General features: G+C 69.0%; 15 protein-coding genes. 5 read left to right on the top strand and 10 right to left on the bottom strand.

The genetic code is table 11. The features are described from left to right. Window positions 1-3 precede the first annotated feature (3 nt). From QQX02_RS09795 to QQX02_RS09815, 5 genes are read right to left on the bottom strand one after another with little or no spacing between them, the layout of a single operon-like run. The gene (locus QQX02_RS09795; RefSeq protein WP_301142762.1) at window positions 4-1,266 is read right to left on the bottom strand and encodes an endo-1,4-beta-xylanase; all 1,263 of its coding nucleotides are present in this window, start codon (window positions 1,264-1,266) and stop codon (window positions 4-6) included. Continuing rightward, window positions 1,263-3,566, bottom strand: a complete 2,304-nt coding sequence (locus QQX02_RS09800; RefSeq protein ID WP_301142763.1) for a beta-xylosidase/alpha-l-arabinosidase — start codon at window positions 3,564-3,566, stop codon at window positions 1,263-1,265. Before QQX02_RS09800 ends, QQX02_RS09795 begins: the two co-directional genes overlap by 4 nt. Before the next feature lie 5 nt (window positions 3,567-3,571). Next, on the bottom strand, window positions 3,572-4,459 hold the full coding sequence (locus tag QQX02_RS09805) for a carbohydrate ABC transporter permease (protein WP_301142765.1): 888 nt from the start codon (window positions 4,457-4,459) through the stop codon (window positions 3,572-3,574). Window position 4,460: 1 nt separating this feature from the next. After that, window positions 4,461-5,513 (bottom strand): carbohydrate ABC transporter permease, encoded by a 1,053-nt coding sequence (locus QQX02_RS09810; protein WP_301142767.1) that lies wholly within the window; start codon window positions 5,511-5,513, stop codon window positions 4,461-4,463. A gap of 46 nt (window positions 5,514-5,559) precedes the next feature. Then, window positions 5,560-6,918 (bottom strand): ABC transporter substrate-binding protein, encoded by a 1,359-nt coding sequence (locus tag QQX02_RS09815; protein WP_301142769.1) that lies wholly within the window; start codon window positions 6,916-6,918, stop codon window positions 5,560-5,562. A 134-nt stretch (window positions 6,919-7,052) separates the two neighbouring features. Here QQX02_RS09815 and QQX02_RS09820 point away from each other — a divergent pair, with 134 nt between their 5' ends. After that, window positions 7,053-8,072, top strand: a complete 1,020-nt coding sequence (locus QQX02_RS09820; RefSeq protein WP_062132449.1) for a LacI family DNA-binding transcriptional regulator — start codon at window positions 7,053-7,055, stop codon at window positions 8,070-8,072. Window positions 8,073-8,102: 30 nt separating this feature from the next. Next, window positions 8,103-9,053: a 2-hydroxyacid dehydrogenase gene (locus QQX02_RS09825; protein WP_301142770.1), complete on the top strand. Its 951-nt coding sequence runs from the start codon at window positions 8,103-8,105 to the stop codon at window positions 9,051-9,053. Window positions 9,054-9,056: 3 nt separating this feature from the next. Here QQX02_RS09825 and QQX02_RS09830 read toward each other — a convergent pair whose 3' ends face one another. From QQX02_RS09830 to QQX02_RS09850, 5 genes are all read right to left on the bottom strand, one after another. Beyond that, window positions 9,057-9,428: a DUF1801 domain-containing protein gene (locus QQX02_RS09830; RefSeq protein WP_301142771.1), complete on the bottom strand. Its 372-nt coding sequence runs from the start codon at window positions 9,426-9,428 to the stop codon at window positions 9,057-9,059. 10 nt (window positions 9,429-9,438) lie between these two features. Next, on the bottom strand, window positions 9,439-10,773 hold the full coding sequence (locus tag QQX02_RS09835) for a cryptochrome/photolyase family protein (RefSeq protein ID WP_301142773.1): 1,335 nt from the start codon (window positions 10,771-10,773) through the stop codon (window positions 9,439-9,441). A 138-nt stretch (window positions 10,774-10,911) separates the two neighbouring features. Next, entirely contained in the window at window positions 10,912-11,478 is a 567-nt protein-coding gene (locus QQX02_RS09840; protein ID WP_301142774.1) for an NADPH-dependent FMN reductase, read from the bottom strand. 193 nt (window positions 11,479-11,671) lie between these two features. After that, a complete protein-coding gene (locus tag QQX02_RS09845) occupies window positions 11,672-12,442 on the bottom strand; it encodes a MerR family transcriptional regulator (RefSeq protein WP_301142775.1) in 771 nt (256 codons plus the stop codon). A gap of 171 nt (window positions 12,443-12,613) precedes the next feature. Then, entirely contained in the window at window positions 12,614-14,365 is a 1,752-nt protein-coding gene (locus QQX02_RS09850; protein ID WP_301142776.1) for a choice-of-anchor I family protein, read from the bottom strand. 291 nt (window positions 14,366-14,656) lie between these two features. Here QQX02_RS09850 and ilvD point away from each other — a divergent pair, with 291 nt between their 5' ends. The 3 genes from ilvD to QQX02_RS09865 all read left to right on the top strand — a co-directional run bounded on the left by ilvD (window position 14,657) and on the right by QQX02_RS09865 (window position 19,086). Continuing rightward, the gene (ilvD, locus tag QQX02_RS09855; RefSeq protein WP_301142778.1) at window positions 14,657-16,354 is read left to right on the top strand and encodes a dihydroxy-acid dehydratase; all 1,698 of its coding nucleotides are present in this window, start codon (window positions 14,657-14,659) and stop codon (window positions 16,352-16,354) included. Between the two features lie 249 nt (window positions 16,355-16,603). Next, the gene (locus QQX02_RS09860; protein WP_301142779.1) at window positions 16,604-16,894 is read left to right on the top strand and encodes a DUF1905 domain-containing protein; all 291 of its coding nucleotides are present in this window, start codon (window positions 16,604-16,606) and stop codon (window positions 16,892-16,894) included. Window positions 16,895-17,232: 338 nt separating this feature from the next. After that, window positions 17,233-19,086, top strand: a complete 1,854-nt coding sequence (locus QQX02_RS09865) for an acetolactate synthase large subunit (RefSeq protein ID WP_301142780.1) — start codon at window positions 17,233-17,235, stop codon at window positions 19,084-19,086. Window positions 19,087-19,089: the final 3 nt, after the last annotated feature.

The raw sequence follows: 19,089 nt of genomic DNA on the forward strand, positions 1-19,089 counted from the left end.
CACCTACTCCAGCGCCACGCGCAGGGGAGCGGTGGCGCCCCGTTCGAGGTGAAGCTCGGCGCTGCGACCGCCGTGCGAGACGCGGTAGTCACCAGCGAAGCCGCGCACGTGCACTCGACCGTCCGCGTCGGTTCTCATGTCCGTGGGGTGCGTCCACCACTCGCTCTTGATGAGCCCCACCAGGGCGTCGAAGGCGGGCTTGGCCGTTCCGTCGCGCCTCAGCAGCCCGGCCGGAGCGCCCAGCCAGGCGCCCTCGTCCGTCAGGCCCCAATAGGTGATCGACTCCACGGCCGGGTGGGAGACGAGCGTGCGGTAGTGGCGCACCACTTCGTCCGCCTGGCGGGCCTCGCCTTCGGGCGTCGACGGCCAGTCGTCCACCACGTAGTCGTTGAGGTCGACGATGTGGGCGGGCATGAGGTCGCCAGAGACGAGAGTGGTCTCCGTCATCTGCAGCGGCAGCCCGAACCTCGCGAACCGCTCGAGGATGTCCCACACGGCCTCCTCGCCGCGGTACCCCTGGTGCATGTGGGTCTGCAGGCCGATGGCGTCGATCTCGATGCCCGCGTCGAGACACTCCTCGATGAGGCGCTCGTAATCGGCGGACAGGTCGAAGTCGTTGAGGACGAGCCTGGCGTGCGGATTGCCCTCGCGTGCCGACTCGAACGCGAGGCGCACCATCTCGATGCGTCCCTTGGACTGAGCCAGCCGGGTGACGGCGTTGTGCTCGGCCGTGAACACGGGGAGGATCACTGCCTCGTTGATCGCGTCCCAGAGGTCCACCACGCCGGCGAATGCGCGGGTCTCGCGCGTGATGCGCGCACGCATGACCGATTCGGCCGCGACGTCGTCGAGGTCGAGCAGCCATTCGGGCGCCAGCGTGTGCCACAGCAGCGGGTGGCCCTTGACGGCGACCCCCCGGTCCACGAACCATTGCGCGGCACGGCGAAGCCGGTCGGTGTCAGGGGCGCCCTGGCGGGGCTCGAAGCCCCGCCAGTAGAACGGCAGCGTGGTGGCGTTGTACAGCTCGAGGTACTTCTCGGCCAGCAGGGGGGCCGATGCGGCGGAGGCTCCGCCGAACAGGTGCGTGCCCGCCTCGCCGTCGCCGCCGATCCACTCGATCAGGTCGAACCCGATGTTGCCGAAGGCGAAGTCGTGGCGCGTCTGCTCCACCGTGATCACCGCATCGGCGAGAGGGACGCCGCCACCGTCGGTGACGGTCACCGTCCCCTCGCCCATGCGGTGGTCGACGTCGTGGACAGGTGTCATACGACCCTCGTCGTGGTCCAGCGGGCCGATGCGGTGGTGACAGGGTGAGCGTCGCCCACCAGCGTGAGGCTCGCCTCTGCGAAACGCTCCTCGCTGGTGCCGGTCCAGAGTTCGATGGCGCCGGGCTCGACCACCCTCGTGAACGAGCGATCCGAGAACGCGAGACGCGTGGTCGGCACGGTGAACTCCACTCGCGCGCTCTCGCCGGGGCCGAGAGCCACCCGGTGGTAGCCCACGAGCTGAGCGACGGGCCGGGTGATGGATCCCACGACGTCGTGTGCGTACAGCTGCACGACGTCCTCGCCGTGACGGTCGCCGGTGTTCGTCACCGTGACCGCAGCGACGATCTCGCCGTCGGTCGGAGCGTCGGACGTTTCGAGACTCTCGTGCGCGAACGTCGTGTACGACAGCCCGTGGCCGAAGCACGCCGCAGGGCCGGTGGAGAGGTTGGTCACCTCGCCATCGCCGCCGAGCTTGGGGTGCAGGTACGAGTACGGCTGAGCGCCCACCGACCGCGGCAGCGTCACGGGCAGGCGGCCGGAGGGGTTGACCCGTCCGGACAGCACCCGTGCGATCGCGCCGGAGCCCTCTTCACCCGGGAAGAAGGCCTGGACGACCGCCGCGCAGCGCTCGATGGCCCACGACACCGCGTACGGGCGTCCGGTGAGCATCACCAGCACGACGGGGGTGCCGGTGTCGAGGATCGCCTCGACCAGGTCACGCTGCACGCCGGGGAGCTCGAGATCGTCGCGGTCGCAGCCTTCGCCGACGGTGCCGCGGCCGAAGAGGCCGGCCTCGTCGCCGACTACCACGATCGCCGTGTCGGCCTCGAGTGCGATCGTGACCGCCTCGTCGAAGCCGGAGCGGTCGTCGTCGTCGATGCCGCAGCCCTGAGCGGCGAGCACCGTGCCGGCGAACTCCTCGCGGATGCCCTCCAGCACCGACGGCGCCTCGAAGCCCAGCTCGACGCCTGGGCGCTGTGACAGCACGTGGTTGGCGAACGAGTAGCACCCGAAGAGCGCCGCGAACGTGTCCGCGTTGGGGCCGATGACGCCCACCACCTGACGCTCGTCCGTGGCATCGAGGGGCAGCGCGCCGTCGTTCGAGACGAGCACCACCGACTTCTCCGCCAGCTCCCTGGCCACCTCGCGGTGAGCGGGGGAGTCGAGGTCGACGCCCGTGGGCGGGTCCTCCTCGAACGTGGCGTCGAGCAGACCCAGGCGCTCCTTCTGCGCCAGGGCGCGCTCGGCGGCGCGGTCGACGTGCGCGATGTCCGCGACCCCGGACTCGAGCGCGGCCTTGAGTGGCGCCAGGTAGGCGTCGCCCGTGGGCAGCTCGATGTCGACGCCGGCGGCCAGTGCCTGCGCCGCCGCGTCGCCCAGATCCGCGGCCACCCCGTGGAGGAGGTGCAGGAAGGCGACGCCGAAGTAGTCGGCGACGACGACGCCGGTGAAGCCCCATTCGTCGCGGAGCTTGGTGGTGAGCAGTTCCGGGTCGGCCGCGACGGGGAGGCCGTCGATCTCTGCGTACGAGTGCATGATCGAGTGCACGCCGCCGTCGAGCACCGCCATCTCGAACGGGATGAGCAGGGCGTCCTGCAGCTCGCGTCGACCCGCGTGGACGGGAGCGAAGTTGCGTCCCGCACGCGAGGCCGAGTAGCCCACGAAGTGCTTGAGCGTCGCATCGACGCCCTCGGACTGGAGCCCGCGCACGTACGACGTGCCGACGGTGCCCACGAGGTACGGGTCCTCGGCGATGCACTCCTCGACGCGTCCCCACCGGACGTCACGGATGACGTCAAGCACCGGGGCGAGGCCCTGGTGAATGCCGAGGGCGTGCATCGAGCCGCCGATCAGCGACCCCATGCGCTCGACGAGCGCGTGATCGAACGCGGCTCCCCATGCCAGTGGCGTGGGGAACGTGGCGGCCTTCCATGCCGCCAGTCCGGTGAGGCACTCCTCGTGGACGAGCGCCGGGATTCCCGGCCGCGTGTCCGTCACCAGCGACCGCTGCCGCTTCCACAGGTACGCGGCCCGCTCGTCGGGATCGACGGGGTTGGTGCCGTAGACCCGAGTCAGGTGGCCGAGGCCGTGCGCCATCGCATCGTCCAGCTTGCCCGTGCTGGCGAGTTCGCCCTGGAGCGGGGCGACGGAGTCGCCCTCTTCGCCCTCCCAGAAGCCGACGATCTGCGCCAGCTTCTCGTCCAGCGACATCTCCGCGACGATCGCACGCACCCGAGGACTGATGCCCTCCGGGCGTTCGCCGGCGCGCGGGGGCGCGCTGATGAAATTGGTGCTCATCGTCATTACCCCTTCACCGCGCCAGAGAGTCCGTCGACGATGCGCTTCTCCATCATGAGGAAGAACACCAGTGCGGGGATCATGGCCAGGAAGGTGTAGGCCATGATGCCCGCGAAGTTCGCGGCATTCTGGCCCTGGAACTGAGTCACGCCGAGGGGCAGCGTCGTGGGCGCGTCGCGTCCTGTGAGCATGACCAACGGCAGCAGGTACGCGTTCCACGAACCGAGGAACGCGAGCACGCCCACGGTCACCATGCCGGGTCGCGCCAGCGGCAGGACCATGCGGAAGAAGAAGCCCACCCGCGTGAGTCCATCCATGAACGACGCCTCTTCGAGCTCGTCCGGCAGCGCCGCGAGGAACGGGCGCATGATGATGACCGTCACCGGCAGCGCGAAGGCGATCTGCGGAATGATCAGACCCCACATGCCGCCCAGCCCCAGGTCCTGCAGCAGCAGGAACAGCGGGAAGATCGCGACGGTGAGGGGGAACATCAGCCCAGCGGTGAACATCAGGAACACGCCCTCGCGGCCACGGAACGAGTACCGGGCCAGCGGGTACGCCGCCATGGTGCCGAACAGCACCACGCCGGCCGTGGTCGCGATGGAGATGATCGCCGAGTTGAGCGTGAACTCCCAGAAGGTGGATCCCGTGAGGATGTCCCAGTAGTTCTGCCACACCCACGGGTTCGGCAGGCCGGTCGGGTCTTCGGCGATCTGGCCGTTGGTGCGGAACCCGCCCAGACCCAGGAAGAGAATGGGGCCGAGCGTGAGTCCCACCGCGATGAGGGCCACGAAGATCGTGACGTAGATCGACGAGTCGCCTCCAAGCCTGGTGCGAGCGCGTGACTGGCTCGACCGGCGCTTCTTGACGTCGTCCTTGACTGCGGTGGCCATGTCAGGCCCCCTTTCCGGCACGAGCACCGTTGTCACGGCGCATGACGATCGTCATGTACGTGATCGCGGCGACCATGGAGAAGATGAACATGATGATCGCGAGGGCGGAGGCGTAGCCACCGTCGTTGCGCTGCGTGCCGATGTCGACCATCAGCGTCGCGATGGTGGAGTACTGGCCAGTCGAGCCGCCCTTGTTGAGCACCCAGGCCATGTCGAACAGCTGGATCGAGCCGATGATCGACAGGAACGCCCAGACGCGGACGGTGGGGCCGATCAGGGGGATGTTGATGCGCCACTGCACCTGCCACCAGCTCGCGCCGTCGATCGACGCGGCCTCTTGAAGCTCCGGCGGCACGCCGGACAGGCCTGCCAGGAACAAGATGATCGCCAGGCCGATGTACTTCCACGACACGATGAAGAAGAACGTCCAGAAGCCCGCCTGTGGATCCTCGAGCCACCCTCCTGCGGGATCGGAGATCCCTATCGCCGCCAGCATCTCCGTCACGGGACCGCGAGGGTCGAGCAGCATGAGCCACATCAGGCCCGCGACGACCTCGCTGAGGACGTAGGGCGCGAAGATGATGAGTCGCACGCTCGAGCGGCCGGGGAACTTGCGGTTCAGCACCAGCGCGATGATCATCGCGATCGGCAGCTGCACGAGCATGGACAGCGCGATGATCTGCGCGTTGTTGCCCACGGCATTCCAGAACGGCTGTGCGTACGCCTTCCAGAAGATCTCTTTGGTCTCGGGGTCGGTGCCGCCCATGAGAGCGCGGGTGTAGTTGTCGAATCCGATGAACTCCGCGAGCTCGAACGGCTGGCGGGAGTCCCACTTGTAGAGGCTGTAACGCGCGGCCATGATCATCGGGAAGATCACGAAGACCAGGAAGAGCAGCAGGGCGGGGCCGACGAAGATGACGATCTCGAGCCACTTGCGGCGGCGGTCGCGGCGGGGGTTGTATGCGGCGGGGGTGACAGGGGTGGACCCCGCCACCGATGCCTTGGCATCGGTGGCGGGGCCCGTTCCCGTACCCGAGGCCTCTAGTGCAGTCACCAGGGAGCCTCGCTTTCTTGGGATCAGGGGGTCGGGTGGATGAGTCCTACTCGGTCAGGGCGGCGGCGGTCATGAGATCCACCACGTCCTGAGCCTCACCGGTGCCGGCGAAGATGCTGACGATTCCGTCATTCATCGCGCCGCCGACGTTGGTGCCGAAGGAGGTGTCCAGCCAGAGCTGGACGTACTCAGCGTTACCGGCCACCTGGGCCAGCTCGACCAGCACCGGGTTGGTCACGGCGTCTGCCGCGGCCGGTGCGACGGGCAGGGCGCCCGTGGCCTCGGTGAACTCCATCTGGTTCGCGTCGCTCACGATGAACGACAGGAAGTCAGCGCACTCCGGCGGAGCGTCGACGTAGCAGGAGAAGCCGTCGCCGCCGCCGAGGGCAGCGCTCGGGTCACCGTTGCCGCCGTCAGTCGCGGGCATCGGGAACCAGCCGAGGTCATCCTGCAGCGCAGCGATGCCCTCGTCGGTGCCGTCCGTGAAGCCTTCGTACACGAAGACGTTCCACTGGCCCATGAGTTCCATGGCCGCGTCACCGGAGGCGACGAGTCCAGCAGAGGACGTCGCACCCGTCTGGGCGACCGTGGAGATGAACTGGTCCTGGAACGGCTCGGTGCCGAGGAACTCCTCGAGCTGCTCGCCAGCCTGGACCCAGCACGGGTCCGAGAAGTCACGGTCGACGCCTGCGGCCGCCATGACGTCCTGCGAGCACGAGCGCAGAGCGAAGTTGTACCACCAGTGCGCAGCGGGCCATCCGTCAGCAGCACCCACCGCAATGGGGGTGATGTCCGCGTCCTTGAGCGCCTGCACCGCGGCGTTGAGCTCGTCCATGGTGGCGGGCTCTTCAGTGATCCCGGCCTCCTCGAAGAGAGACTCGCGGTACCAGATGCCCTCGACGCCGAACGTGAAGGGCAGGCCGTAGGTCGACCCCTCGTGCTGCCACGGAGAGACACCGCCGCCGAGGCGTTCGATGTCGTCCGCAAGCGTCTCCGACAGATCCTGGACGTAGCCGGACTCGACCTGGCTCGCCAGCTCGCCGCCGCCCCACGCCTGGAAGAGGTCAGGAGCGTCCCCGGACTGCAGTGCAAGCGGGATGCGCGTGCGCTGCAGGTCCTCGTTCTGGACCTGCTCGATCTCGATGGTCACGTGCGGGTTCTCCGCCGTGTAGGCGTCGGCAACGGTCTGCCAGTAGTCGCCCAGGGCGTTCTCCCCGTTGTCGCCCGCAACCGCGTTGTGCCACCAGGTGAGGGTGACCGGCTCCGCACTCTGCTCCGCCTCACCGTTGGTGGGGGAATCAGTGGGATCCGTGGTTTCGCCGTCTCCGCTGCTGCAAGCAGCCAGCAGGAGAGCGGCAGATGTGGTGAATGCCGCGAAGGCACCCAATCGTCGCATGTTCGCCATGTCCTGTCCTTTCGATCTTCGTTGACCAGCTGAACACGGGAACTATGACACCCGGCTCGCTACGGTGTCAATCGTTATGGATAACGTTTTAGTCACAACGAGGTTGCAGTCCGTCGGCGCGGTAGCATCAGCCCATGGAACCCGCTCCTCGCGTCAAGATGGCAGACGTCGCCGCGAAGGCGGGCGTCTCCGTCGCGACCGTGTCCAAAGTGGTGAACGGCCGCTACGGCGTGGCCAAGGACACGGTGGAGCTCGTGCAGGGCGTCATCAACGACATGGGCTACGAGTCCAACCTCATCGCCGCATCCCTGCGCAGCCACACGAGCAACGTGCTCGGCATCCTGGTGCCGGACTTCGAGCCCTTCAGTGCTGAGCTCCTCAAGGGCGCCGCGCTCGGCGCCCGCGGAAGCGGCTACGAGCTCCTGTCGCACTCGGGAGGCGACCAGCACGGCTGGGAGCGCCGCTCGCTGTCACGCCTGGGCGGCACGCTGATCGCCGGTGCCGTGCTCGTCACCCCCACCGTGCTCGACGCCCGCACCATCGTGCCCGCGGTCGCGGTCGACCCCCACTTCGGGCCGTCGTCGATGCCCACCATCGACGCCGACTCGTACTCGGGCGCCAAGCAGGCGACCGAGCACCTGATCTCGCTGGGGCACCGCCGCATCGCCTTCCTCGGTGGCCGCTCCGAGCTGGACTCCGCCCACCTGCGCGAGGCCGGCTACCGCGACTCCATGGAGGAGGCGGGCGTCCCCGTGGATCCGTCGCTCGTGCGCGAGTCCCGCTACGCGCCCGACCGCGCCGCCGAGATCACCCGCGACCTGCTCGAGCTGCCCGATCGCCCCACCGCGATCTTCGCCGCGAACGACGTGACGGCGATTCGCGCGATGGAGGTCGCCCACGAGTACGGGCTCAGCGTTCCCGAGGACGTGTCGGTGGTGGGCTTCGACGACATCCCCGAGGCATCCCTCGCGGTGCCGCAGCTCACGACCGTGCGCCAGCCCATGCAGGCGATGGGCCGTGCCGCGATGGAGATGCTGCTGGACATCATCAACGGCGTCGAGCGCGAGACTCACGTGCGGATGTCGACCGAGCTGGTCGTCCGCGGCAGCACCGCGCCCCCGCCCGCCACGGTGCGCCCCGCCTCCATCCCCTGACCAGGGCGCGCGGGGTGAAAGACTGGCCGCATGATCACCGTCGCTGTCCCACACCAAAGAATCGCCGATGCGCTCGGGGAGCTCGGCGATGACGCCCGGGTCATCGTCTGGGACCCCACCTCCGGCCCCGTCCCCGAGGATGAGCGCGAGCGCGTCACCATCGCGTGCATTCCGCACCTGTCCGGTGGCAAGGCCGTCTACGACCGCATCGCCGAGTGCCCTGACCTGAGGGTGATCCAGATCCCCTCCGCCGGCTACGAGCACGCCGCTCCGTTCGTGCCGGCCGGAAAGAAGCTCGCGAACGCCAGGGGAGTGCACGACTCGCGGACCGCAGAGATGGCGCTTGCCCTCGCGCTCGCGAGCCAGCGGCGCCTGCCGCAGTTCTGGGATGCGCAGTCACGTGGCACGTGGGATGCGGATGTCTACGCCCCGTCGCTCGCGGACCGCCGGTGCCTCGTCATCGGCTACGGCAGCATCGGCGCTGCGCTGGGGGCGCGCCTGCGTGCGTGCGAGGCCCAGGTGACCGGCGTGGCGAGGTCGGCGCGGACCGCGCCCGACGGCACCGACGTGCGCGCGATCGACGACCTGCCGGCGCTCCTGCCGGACGCCGAGATCGTGTTCCTCGTCACTCCGCTCACCGAGCAGACCGAGGGCCTGGTCGACGCCGACTTCCTGGCGGCGCTGCCTGACGATGCGCTGGTGGTCAACGTGGGCCGCGGCAAGGTCGTGAACACCGAGGCGCTGCTGGGCGAGCTCCAGGCGGGACGGCTGCGTGCGGCGCTGGACGTGACGGACCCCGAGCCGCTTCCCGACGGCCACCCGCTGTTCTCCGCGCCCGGGTGCATCGTCGTCCCGCACGTCGCCGGCTTCGCGCTGCTCACCGACAAGCGCTACATCGCGCTGGTGCGCAAGCAGGTCGAGGCGGTGCGCCACGGGGACGACCCGGTCAACTTCGTCATGATGGGCGCGTTCCCCGCCTGAGGGTCACGTCCCCGAGGAGTCCATGTCCTTCCATTCGATCCACGCCTCGATGAGGGCGTTGATCTCGTCGCGATGCTCCTCGGCCTCGGCGATCGACACGATCTTCATAGCGCGAGCCTCGGGCCCGTTGCCTACGAGGCTCGGGAAGTGGCCGGGAATCAGCGCGCCCTGATGGAACATGAGGGTCGCGTAGTGCGTGGACTTGGGGAAGAAGCTCGCGATGTTGCCCTTGTAGACGAAGGTGGGCGTGGACCACTTGAGGCACTCGCTCACGCGGTCGTCGCTCGCCAGGATGATCTGCCGGATGCGCTGCACGACGTCCTTCATCGGATTGTCGTAGTGGCCCATCCACCGGTCGACCTCGTCCCTCCGCATGGTGTCGACGCTACCGCTGGACGCGGGCCTTCGCGCGCCGGTTGAGCTCCAAAGCCCGCTCGCGCTCGACCTTGTGGTCGACCATCGGTGCTGGGTAGGCGGGGGTGTCCAGCTCTGGCACCCAGCGTTCGACGTAGCGTCGATGCGGGTCGAACTTGCCCGCCTGCGTCTCCGGATTGAAGACCCGGAAGTACGGGGAGGCGTCCCGGCCGGTGCCGGCCACCCACTGCCAGTTGAGCTGGTTCTGCGCATGGTCGTAGTCCACGAGCGCTCGCCTGAAGTAGTCGGCGCCGCGCTGCCACGGCAGGTGGAGGTCCTTCACCAGGAAGCTCGCGACCACCATGCGCACGCGGTTGTGCATCCATCCCGTGGAGGCGAGCTGCCGCATTCCGGCATCCACGAGCGGGAAGCCCGTGCGGCCGTCACGCCACGCGACGAAGGCCGCGTCGGCCTCCGCGCCGGTCGCCCAGTCGTCCTCCAGGACCACGGTCGAGAGCGACTCGCGCCGCGCCTGCGGCTCGTGCCACAGGGTGTCGGCATGGAACTCGCGCCAGGCGATCTCGGACTCGAAGGTGCGGGCCGCCGGGTGGTCCACGGCGCCGGTGAGCGCGAGCACGGTACGCGGGTGCACGAGCCCGAACGCCAACGCGCTCGACAGGCGGGACGTGGAGTCGAGGTCGGGGCGATCGCGCTCGTCTCCGTAGTGCTCGACTCTGTCGTCGACGAAGGCCTCGAGGTCCTCCCGTACGCGGCGCTCGCGGAACTCCTCGGTGCGCTCGAGGGGATCCTCCGCGTCGGCGTGTGCGGCGATCTGGTCGAGGTCGGCGTCGGCCGAGTCCCTCGGGAGGCGCACGAAGGCGTCGGCATCGGCGGGGGCGGCGGGGGAGCGCCAGCCGTGCTCGCGCCACGCGCCGCGATACGGCGTGAAGACCCGGTACGGGGTGCCGTCTCCCTTGGTCACGCGCCCGGGCGCCACGGCATAGGGAGAGCCGATCATGCGCAGCTCGCGGCCGTCGGCCTCGAGAGCCGCGGCGACGTGCTTCTGCTCGCGCACGCCGGACGGCGTGTACTCCTGCGACGCCCAGACCGCCGTCGCATCGGCCTGCCGGGCGGCTGCGAGGACCGCATCGGCCGCCTCGCCCCGGCGCACCGCGAGGGCGCCGCCCGTGTCCTCGCGCAGCGACCACAGCACGCGCGCCAGGTGAGCGCGGCGTCGGCCCGACCAGAAGTGCAGGGCCGGCGTCCACGCGAAGACGGCCGCCGCCGGGCTGCCTTCCTGGGCGGAGAGCAGCGCGGGGTTGTCGTCGAGGCGCAGGTCGCGGCGGGCCCACCAGAGATGCGTCATGCCAGGCACAACGCAGCACGGCCGCCGGGCAATCCCGGCGGCCGTGCTGTGATGAGGCGTCGTGCGTTCTACGTGGTGCTCATGACCACTCTCGGAGCGATCATGCGTCCTGCGTGGTCGGCACGCCCATGCGACGTGTCAGACGTTCGCGTTCATGCGCGCGTGCGACTGGACATGGTCCACCGCCGCGTTGACGAAGCCGCCGAGGACAGCCGCCTGAGCGTCGTCCTGGAGCGATCCATCGTGGCCGAAGGCGGCCGGGTTGAAGTGGAAGAACGTCTCGGGCTGACCCAGCGTGGGCGCCGAGAAGTGCGCGAGGATGTTACGCAGGTGCTGCTGCGCCATCGCGGTGCCGGTGGTGCCGATCGACGCGCCCATGATGGCGACGGGCTTGCCGGTGAAGGAGTTCTGACCCCAGGGACGCGAGGCCCAGTCGAGGGCGTTCTTGAGTGCGCCCGGGATGGAGCGCGAGTACTCGGGGGTGACGATGATCAGACCATCGACGTCCTCGATGGACTGCTTCCACTCGGTGGCCACGTCGGGCCAGTTGCCGTCGAGCTCGTAGTTGTAGATGGGCAGCGCGGTGAGGTCCAGGTGGACGAACTCAACGCTCTGGTCGTCGGCGAGCGTGGGGAGCACGGTCGCGACCTTCTTGTTGATGGAGCTTTCGGCTACGGAGCCGACGATGATACCGATGCGAGTCATGGTGTGTCCTTGTCGTGGGGTTCGGATGGTCATGGCTGTCGGCAACGATGGCGACACCTGACCAACAATAGATGATCTTTCAACTATTCCCGCACGACGAACTTCTGTGGGTGATCTCACCCCTCCACGCAGACCGGCCGATGCGGTCGTCACCCAGGTGACGACCGCATCGGCCGGAGGGAGCGGGCGGGCGCTAGAGGCGCGTGTCCGCGTAGACCTCCGCGCCATCGCGCAACAGCTGGGCGGCTCCGGGGGCGACCTCGTCGTAGTGGGAGCGGAACCGCTCGTCGTCGACGTACATCTGGGTGAGGCCTCGGTAGGCGTCGGCGTCGGGGGTCCAGATCACGCTCACCCACGCGTGGTGCCGGGCGATCACGTCCTGGACCTCGGGGCTGTCGGGCGCCAGGTGGACCCGCACGGCAGCGCCGAGGGCCTCGACGATCTCGCGATCCGTCTGCATATGACGGCGCTTGCCGTCCTCGCCGAGCTTCTCCCACTGGGCGTTCGAGGCGTCGACGGTGGCGTCGCCCCAGCGCTCGCGGGCCTCGGGCTCATATTGCGTGTGGTCGAAGCCGTCGAACAGTTGGTCGGTGGTCATGGTCTTTCCTTTCTCGAGTGAGTCGATGGTGCGAGCGACCGTGGCGGCCAGTCGCGCGTAGCGGTCGCGCTCGGCGGTGAGGCCGGCGTGGTGGTCGCGCAGCTGCGCGATGGTCTCGGCGGGGTCGTGTGCGTCGACGATGCGCCTGATCCGGTCGAGGCCGGTGCCGAGTTCCCGCAGCACGAGGATGTGCTGGAGGCGGAGCAGTTCGGGACGGGCGTAGTGGCGCCGGCCGTCTGCGCTCGTCCAGGCGGGGGTCAGCAGGCCGATGCTGTCGTAGTGGCGCAGGGTCCGGCTCGTCACCCCGGTGAGGCGGGCGAGCTGGGCGATGTCGAGGGCGCCGTCAGTGGTGTCTGTCGTGGTCATGTCTCGACTGTAGAAGTTGACGCTGCGTCAATGTCAAGCCCCGTCTTTGCGACTGGTGCGCTCGGAGGCCGGCCGGCACGGCTCCCGCACCGTCGGGGCAGACGCCCGAGGGCCCGGGGGCCGGTCGTGTGACCGGCCCCCGGGCCCTCGCGGTTGGATGAGCGCGCAGGCTCAGCGGCGGCCCTTGCCCTTGCCCTGGCCCTTGCCGCCGGGGGCGACGTCGATGTCGAACAGCGTCGTGGTCCCCGAGACCTCGCTCGCGACTGCCAGCAGGGGCGAGCCGGTGGGCGAGTCCTGGGCCTCGATGAAGGCAAGGCCCTCAGGGCCGAGGTCGCCCGCCTCGGGCGACTCGGGGTCCGCAGCGAAGTCGCGGTTGTTGACGTAGGTCACGAACGTCGTCTTGGCGGGCACGGTGATGTCATAGACCATGATGCCGCCCACGCGCTCAAGGCCCACGAACGCGAAGGTGCGCGAGCCGATTCGTCCGGTAGTGACGGCCTCCGGCTCGGGGCCCTTGGCATCAGAACGGCTGTCGAACGTCGACTCGTCGTTGTCGGAGTTGAAGTGCGCGGGCGCCACCTGTGCGGTGATGGTCTCGAAGTCGTCGCCCGAGTCGAACACGCGCTTGCCGTCCGTGGACCAGATCGAGAAGGACCGCGCGCCGAAGCTGTAGAGCGTCTCGTAGCACGAGCCGTCGTCGCTCAGGCCCGATGCGGTGCTGACGTCGAGGCGTCCGAGCACCGAGTCCTCGAGCTGCGCCTCGGTCAGCACGCCATCGCACACGGGCGGGATGCCGTCGTCGCCCAGGTCCTTGATGCGGGCGGGCTCCTCGTAATCCCCGAACTCGCGGGCGTCGCCCTCGTTCGCGGTGACGAGGTACGTCCGTCCACGCGAGGAGTAGGAGGCGATCGCATCGGGCATGTAGAGGCCCATCACCGGGACGGTGCCGATCGAGATGGCGCCCTCGTCGTCGTAGGCGCTCGGGCCGTCCTCGTCCGAGGCGTCCATCCCGCTGCCCTCGATCGAGTGGTCCTTGGCACCCAGCGGAAGGATGTCGGTGACGGTCGCAGAGGCCAGGTCCACGACGGCGATCGCGTTGTTCTCCTGCAGCGTCACGTAGGCGGTGCGGGACTTGGTGTCCACGGTGGCGTACTCGGGCTCGAGACCACGGGAGACGGGCATGTCAGCGCCGTCGATGCCGGCGAAGATGCGCACGCCGGCCGGCAGTGCGTCCTCGAACTCGTGGAAGTCTGCGGTGGCGACGTCCTGCTGCGACGGCGCGCCCAGTTTCTTGGGCAGGTCGACAACGCTGATCGAACCCTCGGGGTCCACGTCGTAGTCGGCTGAGGGCTCGCCCTCGTTCGCGACCACGGCGCGCTTGCCGTTCGGGGTGATCGTCACCATGTCCGGCAGCGCACCGGCGCGCACCGCGCCCAGTTCGGCGCCGTCCGCGTCGAAGAACGCCAGCCAGCCATCGTCGGTCTTGTGAGGAGCCTCGACCGCCACCGCCACGAGGCCGTCCGAGCGCACGTCGACGGAATTGGCGACGGCGCCGGCGGGGATGGTGGAGCCGTCCGCCGATGCGAGGCCGGCTGCGGACAGGGTGAACAGCTGGACGGGAGCGGTCGCGTCCGACACGTCGAGCACGCGGATGTCGCCCGCGTTCGCGTCAACCGTGAACAAGCGCTGGGTGCCGGCGTGGAACGCGACGATCTCCGCCGCGGACTCGTCGAAGACGCCGGTGTCGTGGCTGCCGATGGGCGTGAGGGTCACGGTGCTGTCGCCGGTGGCGACGAGCGGCTCGTCGATCACGGCGGCGGTGGCCGGGACGGCGAGCACGGCGCCGAGGGCGACGGTGGCGCCGGCGGCTGCGCAGGACGCCACGAGGCGGGCGCGCGGTGATGATGCGGTGCTGAGGGGCACGAGGTTCCTCCGAGTTTCGGGTGCTCCCGACGGCGTCACTCGCGCCGGGAACGGCTGAGTCGAACAGGGGCCCGGCTCGCACCCCGGATCGCGGTGAGGAACTGGGCTGGGGTCAACGTATCGACGCGAACGGGACAAATGCGCCACGGAACGATGACGCCTGGGTGAACGTCTGATGACGGCGTCGCATCTGCCCCGGCATGGCCTTGAAAGTTGACACAGCGTCAACTTCAGGCCGCGTTTTCCCTCCTGTGCCGCGGCCGACGCATCGGCCGTCCTAGACTCCGGACTATGACGACGACGCCTGACATGAAGCCCCGCTCCCGCCAAGTCACCGACGGACTGGAGGCCACCGCGTCGCGCGGCATGCTCCGCGCCGTCGGCATGGGCGACGACGACTGGGTCAAGCCCCAGATCGGCATCGCGAGCTCGTGGAACGAGATCACGCCGTGCAACCTGTCGCTGCAGCGCCTCGCGCAGGCATCGAAGGAGGGCGTGCACGCCGGCGGCGGGTACCCGCTCGAGTTCGGCACCATCTCCGTCTCCGACGGCATCTCGATGGGCCACGAGGGCATGCACTTCTCGCTCGTGTCTCGCGACGTGATCGCGGACTCGGTCGAGGTGGTGATGAGCGCCGAGCGCCTGGACGGCTCCGTCTTGTTGGCAGGCTGCGACAAGTCCCTGCCCGGAATGCTGATGGCGGCCGCGCGGCTCGATCTCGCATCGGTGTTCTTGTATGCGGGGTCGATCATGCCCGGCCACGTGAAGCTGTCGGACGGCACCGAGAAGGACGTCACCGTCATCGACGCGTTCGAGGCGGTGGGCGCGTGCGCTCGCGGGCTGATGTCGGAGGAGGACAGGCTCGCGATCGAGAAGGCGATCTGCCCCGGAGAGGGCGCGTGCGGCGGCATGTTCACCGCGAACACGATGGCGTCCGTGGGCGAGGCCCTTGGAATGTCGGTTCCCGGATCGGCATCGCCGCCCAGCGCCGACCGCCGCCGCGACATGTACGCGCGCAAGTCCGGCGAGGCCGTGGTGCAGATGCTTCGGCAGGGGATCACCGCCCGCGACATCATGACCAAGGAGGCGTTCGAAAACGCGATCGCCGTGGTCATGGCCTTCGGCGGCTCGACCAATGCGGTGCTTCACCTGCTGGCGATCGCTCACGAGGCGGACGTGGACCTGACCCTCGACGACTTCTCCCGCGTGGCCGCCAAGGTGCCGCACCTGGGCGACCTCAAGCCCTTCGGCCAGTTCGTGATGAACGACGTGGACCGCGTGGGCGGAGTGCCCGCCGTGATGAACACGCTGCTGCAGGCGGGGCTCATGCACGGCGACGTGATGACCGTGACCGGCAAGACGCTCGCCGAGAACATGGAGGACCTCAAGCCGGAGAAGATCGACGGCCGCGTGGTGCGCGCGCTGAACAACCCCATTCACAAGACCGGCGGCATCACGATCCTCAAGGGATCGCTGGCGCCCGAGGGCGCGGTCGTGAAGTCGGCAGGCTTCGACGACTCGGTATTCACCGGCACGGCGCGCGTGTTCGACCGTGAGCGCGCGGCTCTGGATGCGCTCGCGGATGGGACGATCACCGCTGGCGACGTGGTGGTGATTCGCTACGAGGGGCCCAAGGGCGGGCCCGGGATGCGCGAGATGCTCGCCATCACGGCCGCCATCAAGGGCGCGGGCCTGGGCAAGGACGTGCTGCTGGTCACCGATGGCCGCTTCTCGGGTGGCACCACCGGCCTGTGCGTGGGCCACATGGCGCCCGAGGCTGTGGACGGCGGTCCCATCGCGTTCGTGCGCGACGGCGACCAGATCACGCTCGACGTGGAGAACGGCCTGCTGAACCTCGACGTCTCCGAGGAGGAGCTCGCCGCCCGTCGTGAGGGCTGGGCGCCGCTGCCTCCCGTCTACACGAAGGGCGTGCTCGCCAAGTACGCGAAGCTCGTGCAGTCGGCCTCGCGCGGCGCGGTGCTCGAGTAAGCGTTCCTCGAGGTGGGGGACCCGCACGGCCCTGACGTCCCCGCTCCTCACGCAAGTGTCGAGTCTTGGTCGTTGTGGGCGGCAGATCTGCACGGAATTCGACACGTACCGGAATGGTGCGGTGCGAGCCCGTGGGCCGGCGGGGTGGGCAGGTGCGTGGGCGCTATCAGGCGGAACACGGGCCGATGCGGGGGAGCGGCCGGAAGCCACACCTCGGCAGCGCCCGGGGCCGCGTGCGACGATGAGTTCATGAGTCACGACATTGGGCCCATTGACCATTCCTTCACTGCGCCCATCGGCGTCGAAGTGAAGGGCGAGACGTGGGCGTGCGTCGAGATGCCCGACTCCGCCGAGTTCTTCGGTACCGGCAAGTCGGTGAAGGTCGACGCCGAGGTGGACGGCGAGGCGCTCGAGAACGTGGGTCTCATGCCGACGGGCAAAGGCGGCCACATGTTGTCGCTCAGTGCGAAGGTCCGCAAGAAGTTGGGGAAGGACCTGGGCGACGGTGTCACCGTGCGCCTCACGCGCCGGCTGACGTAGAGGCGACACTGATTGCCCACTCGGTGACGCGCAGACCTCATCTCCGACACTGAGCGCCCACAGGGGCGCTAAGGCGGGGATGGGGCAAGGTCGTCTCGTTTGGTGAGACGGTGAACCACAATGTGAGATTGTTGGCCCAAATGGCGACATGACCGCCCTCCTGGGCGTACAGTCGATCCCATGCAGACGATTCTCGTAGTTACCGGGCGCGCGGACCTCTAGTCCAAGCCCAGGCATCGTCCGCGCGCATCCCCCGACAGCCACCCAAGGCCGAGGGGTTTTTTCATGCGAGGCGGACGCGAGAGCCGCCTCAACATTTCGACTCAATGGGAGAGAAGATGGCACAGGTCAAGGCACCCAAGCCTTCGGCGCTGATGAGCCCCGCGCCCGGGTCCGCTCGGCCGCCCTCGACGGCGACCGCATCGGTCAGCGAGGGCGAGCGGATGTCGGGAGCCCAGTCGCTCATCCGTTCGCTCGAGAGCGCAGGAGCCACCGATATCTTCGGTCTCCCCGGCGGCGCGATCCTGCCCGCGTACGACCCGCTCATGGACTCGACCCAGCTGCGCCACATCCTGGTGCGTCACGAGCAGGGTGCAGGCCACGCCGCGCAGGGCTACGCCCACGCGACCGGCCGTCCTGGCGTGTGCATCGCCACCTCGGGCCCCGGCGCGACCAACCTGGTCACGCCCATCGCCGATGCGAACATGGACTCGATCCCGCTGGTCGCCATCACCGGTCAGGTCGCTGCGGCGTCCATCGGCACGGACGCCTTCCAGGAGGCGGACATCGTGGGCATCACGCAGCCCATCACCAAGCACAACGTGCTGGTGACGGACCCGGACGACATCCCGCGCGCGGTGGCCGAGGCGTTCTACATCGCCTCCCACGGCCGCCCCGGCCCGGTGCTGGTGGACGTCGCCAAGTCCGCCATGCAGTCACAGACCACGTTCCACTGGCCCGAGCGCATCGAGCTGCCCGGCTTCAACGCTGGCGCCCGTCCGCACGCCAAGACGGTGCAGGAGGCCGCACGCCTGCTCGCGACCGCCCGCCGCCCCGTGCTCTACGTGGGTGGCGGCGTGATCCGCTCGGGCGCATCGGCCGGACTGCGGCGCCTCACCGACCTGTCGGGAGCCGCAGCGGTCACCACGCTGATGGCCCGCGGTGCCCTGCCCGACTCGCACCCGCAGAACCTGGGCATGCCCGGCATGCACGGCACCGTGGCCGCGGTCGCCGCGCTGCAGAAGGCGGACCTCGTGGTCGCCCTGGGCGCCCGCTTCGACGACCGCGTGACCGGCAAGCTCGAGAGCTTTGCCCCGCACGCGACCATCGTGCACGCGGACATCGACCCGGCGGAGATCGGCAAGAACCGCGCCGTCGACGTGCCGATCGTGGGCGACCTCAAGGAGGTCTTCGCTGCACTGGTGCCCGCGCTCGAGGCCGAGCACGCGCGTCACGGCAAGCCCGATCTCGAGGCCTGGTGGGCGCAGCTCGACGATTGGCGCACCACGTACTCGCTCGGCTACACGCCGACGGACGATGGTCACGGCTCTCCGCAGTACGTGATCCAGCGCCTGGGCGAGATCTCGGGGCCGGACACGATCTTCACGTCCGGCGTGGGCCAGCACCAGATGTGGGCGAGCCAGTTCATCAAGTACGAGCGTCCCAACACGTGGATCAACTCCGGCGGCCTGGGCACCATGGGCTTCTCGGTGCCCGCGGCCATGGGCGCCAAGGTGGGCGAGCCCGACCGCACGGTGTGGTCCATCGACGGCGACGGCTGCTTCCAGATGACCAACCAGGAACTGGTCACCTGCGCGCTCAACGAGATCCCCATCAAGGTCGCGATCATCAACAACTCGTCGCTGGGCATGGTGCGCCAGTGGCAGACGCTGTTCTACAACCAGCGCTACTCGAACACGGACCTGCACACCGGTCACGGCACCCGCCGCATCCCCGACTTCGTGAAGCTGTCGGAGGCGATGGGCTGCGTGGGGCTGCGCTGCGAGACCGATGCGGACGTGGACGCGACCATCAAGCGCGCCATGGAGATCGACGATCAGCCCGTGGTCGTGGACTTCACCGTCTCGCGCGACGCGATGGTGTGGCCCATGGTGGCGGCAGGCACCAGCAATGACGAGATTCAGTACGCCCGCGGCATCGCCCCCGAGTGGGACCGCGGCGAGGAGGAGTGACAG

Source organism: Demequina muriae (genome assembly GCF_030418295.1).
Classification (GTDB): domain Bacteria; phylum Actinomycetota; class Actinomycetes; order Actinomycetales; family Demequinaceae; genus Demequina; species Demequina muriae.

Bases quoted from the DNA above. Each gene is read 5' to 3' on its own strand.
- QQX02_RS09795 (WP_301142762.1), bottom strand. From the start codon at position 1,266: ATGACACCTGTCCACGACGTCGACCACCGCATGGGCGAGGGGACGGTG.
- QQX02_RS09800 (WP_301142763.1), bottom strand. From the start codon at position 3,566: ATGAGCACCAATTTCATCAGCGCGCCCCCGCGCGCCGGCGAACGCCCG.
- QQX02_RS09805 (WP_301142765.1), bottom strand. From the start codon at position 4,459: ATGGCCACCGCAGTCAAGGACGACGTCAAGAAGCGCCGGTCGAGCCAG.
- QQX02_RS09815 (WP_301142769.1), bottom strand. From the start codon at position 6,918: ATGGCGAACATGCGACGATTGGGTGCCTTCGCGGCATTCACCACATCT.
- QQX02_RS09820 (WP_062132449.1), top strand. From the start codon at position 7,053: ATGGAACCCGCTCCTCGCGTCAAGATGGCAGACGTCGCCGCGAAGGCG.
- QQX02_RS09825 (WP_301142770.1), top strand. From the start codon at position 8,103: ATGATCACCGTCGCTGTCCCACACCAAAGAATCGCCGATGCGCTCGGG.
- QQX02_RS09830 (WP_301142771.1), bottom strand. From the start codon at position 9,428: ATGCGGAGGGACGAGGTCGACCGGTGGATGGGCCACTACGACAATCCG.
- QQX02_RS09835 (WP_301142773.1), bottom strand. From the start codon at position 10,773: ATGACGCATCTCTGGTGGGCCCGCCGCGACCTGCGCCTCGACGACAAC.
- QQX02_RS09840 (WP_301142774.1), bottom strand. From the start codon at position 11,478: ATGACTCGCATCGGTATCATCGTCGGCTCCGTAGCCGAAAGCTCCATC.
- QQX02_RS09845 (WP_301142775.1), bottom strand. From the start codon at position 12,442: ATGACCACGACAGACACCACTGACGGCGCCCTCGACATCGCCCAGCTC.
- ilvD (WP_301142778.1), top strand. From the start codon at position 14,657: ATGACGACGACGCCTGACATGAAGCCCCGCTCCCGCCAAGTCACCGAC.
- QQX02_RS09860 (WP_301142779.1), top strand. From the start codon at position 16,604: ATGAGTCACGACATTGGGCCCATTGACCATTCCTTCACTGCGCCCATC.
- QQX02_RS09865 (WP_301142780.1), top strand. From the start codon at position 17,233: ATGGCACAGGTCAAGGCACCCAAGCCTTCGGCGCTGATGAGCCCCGCG.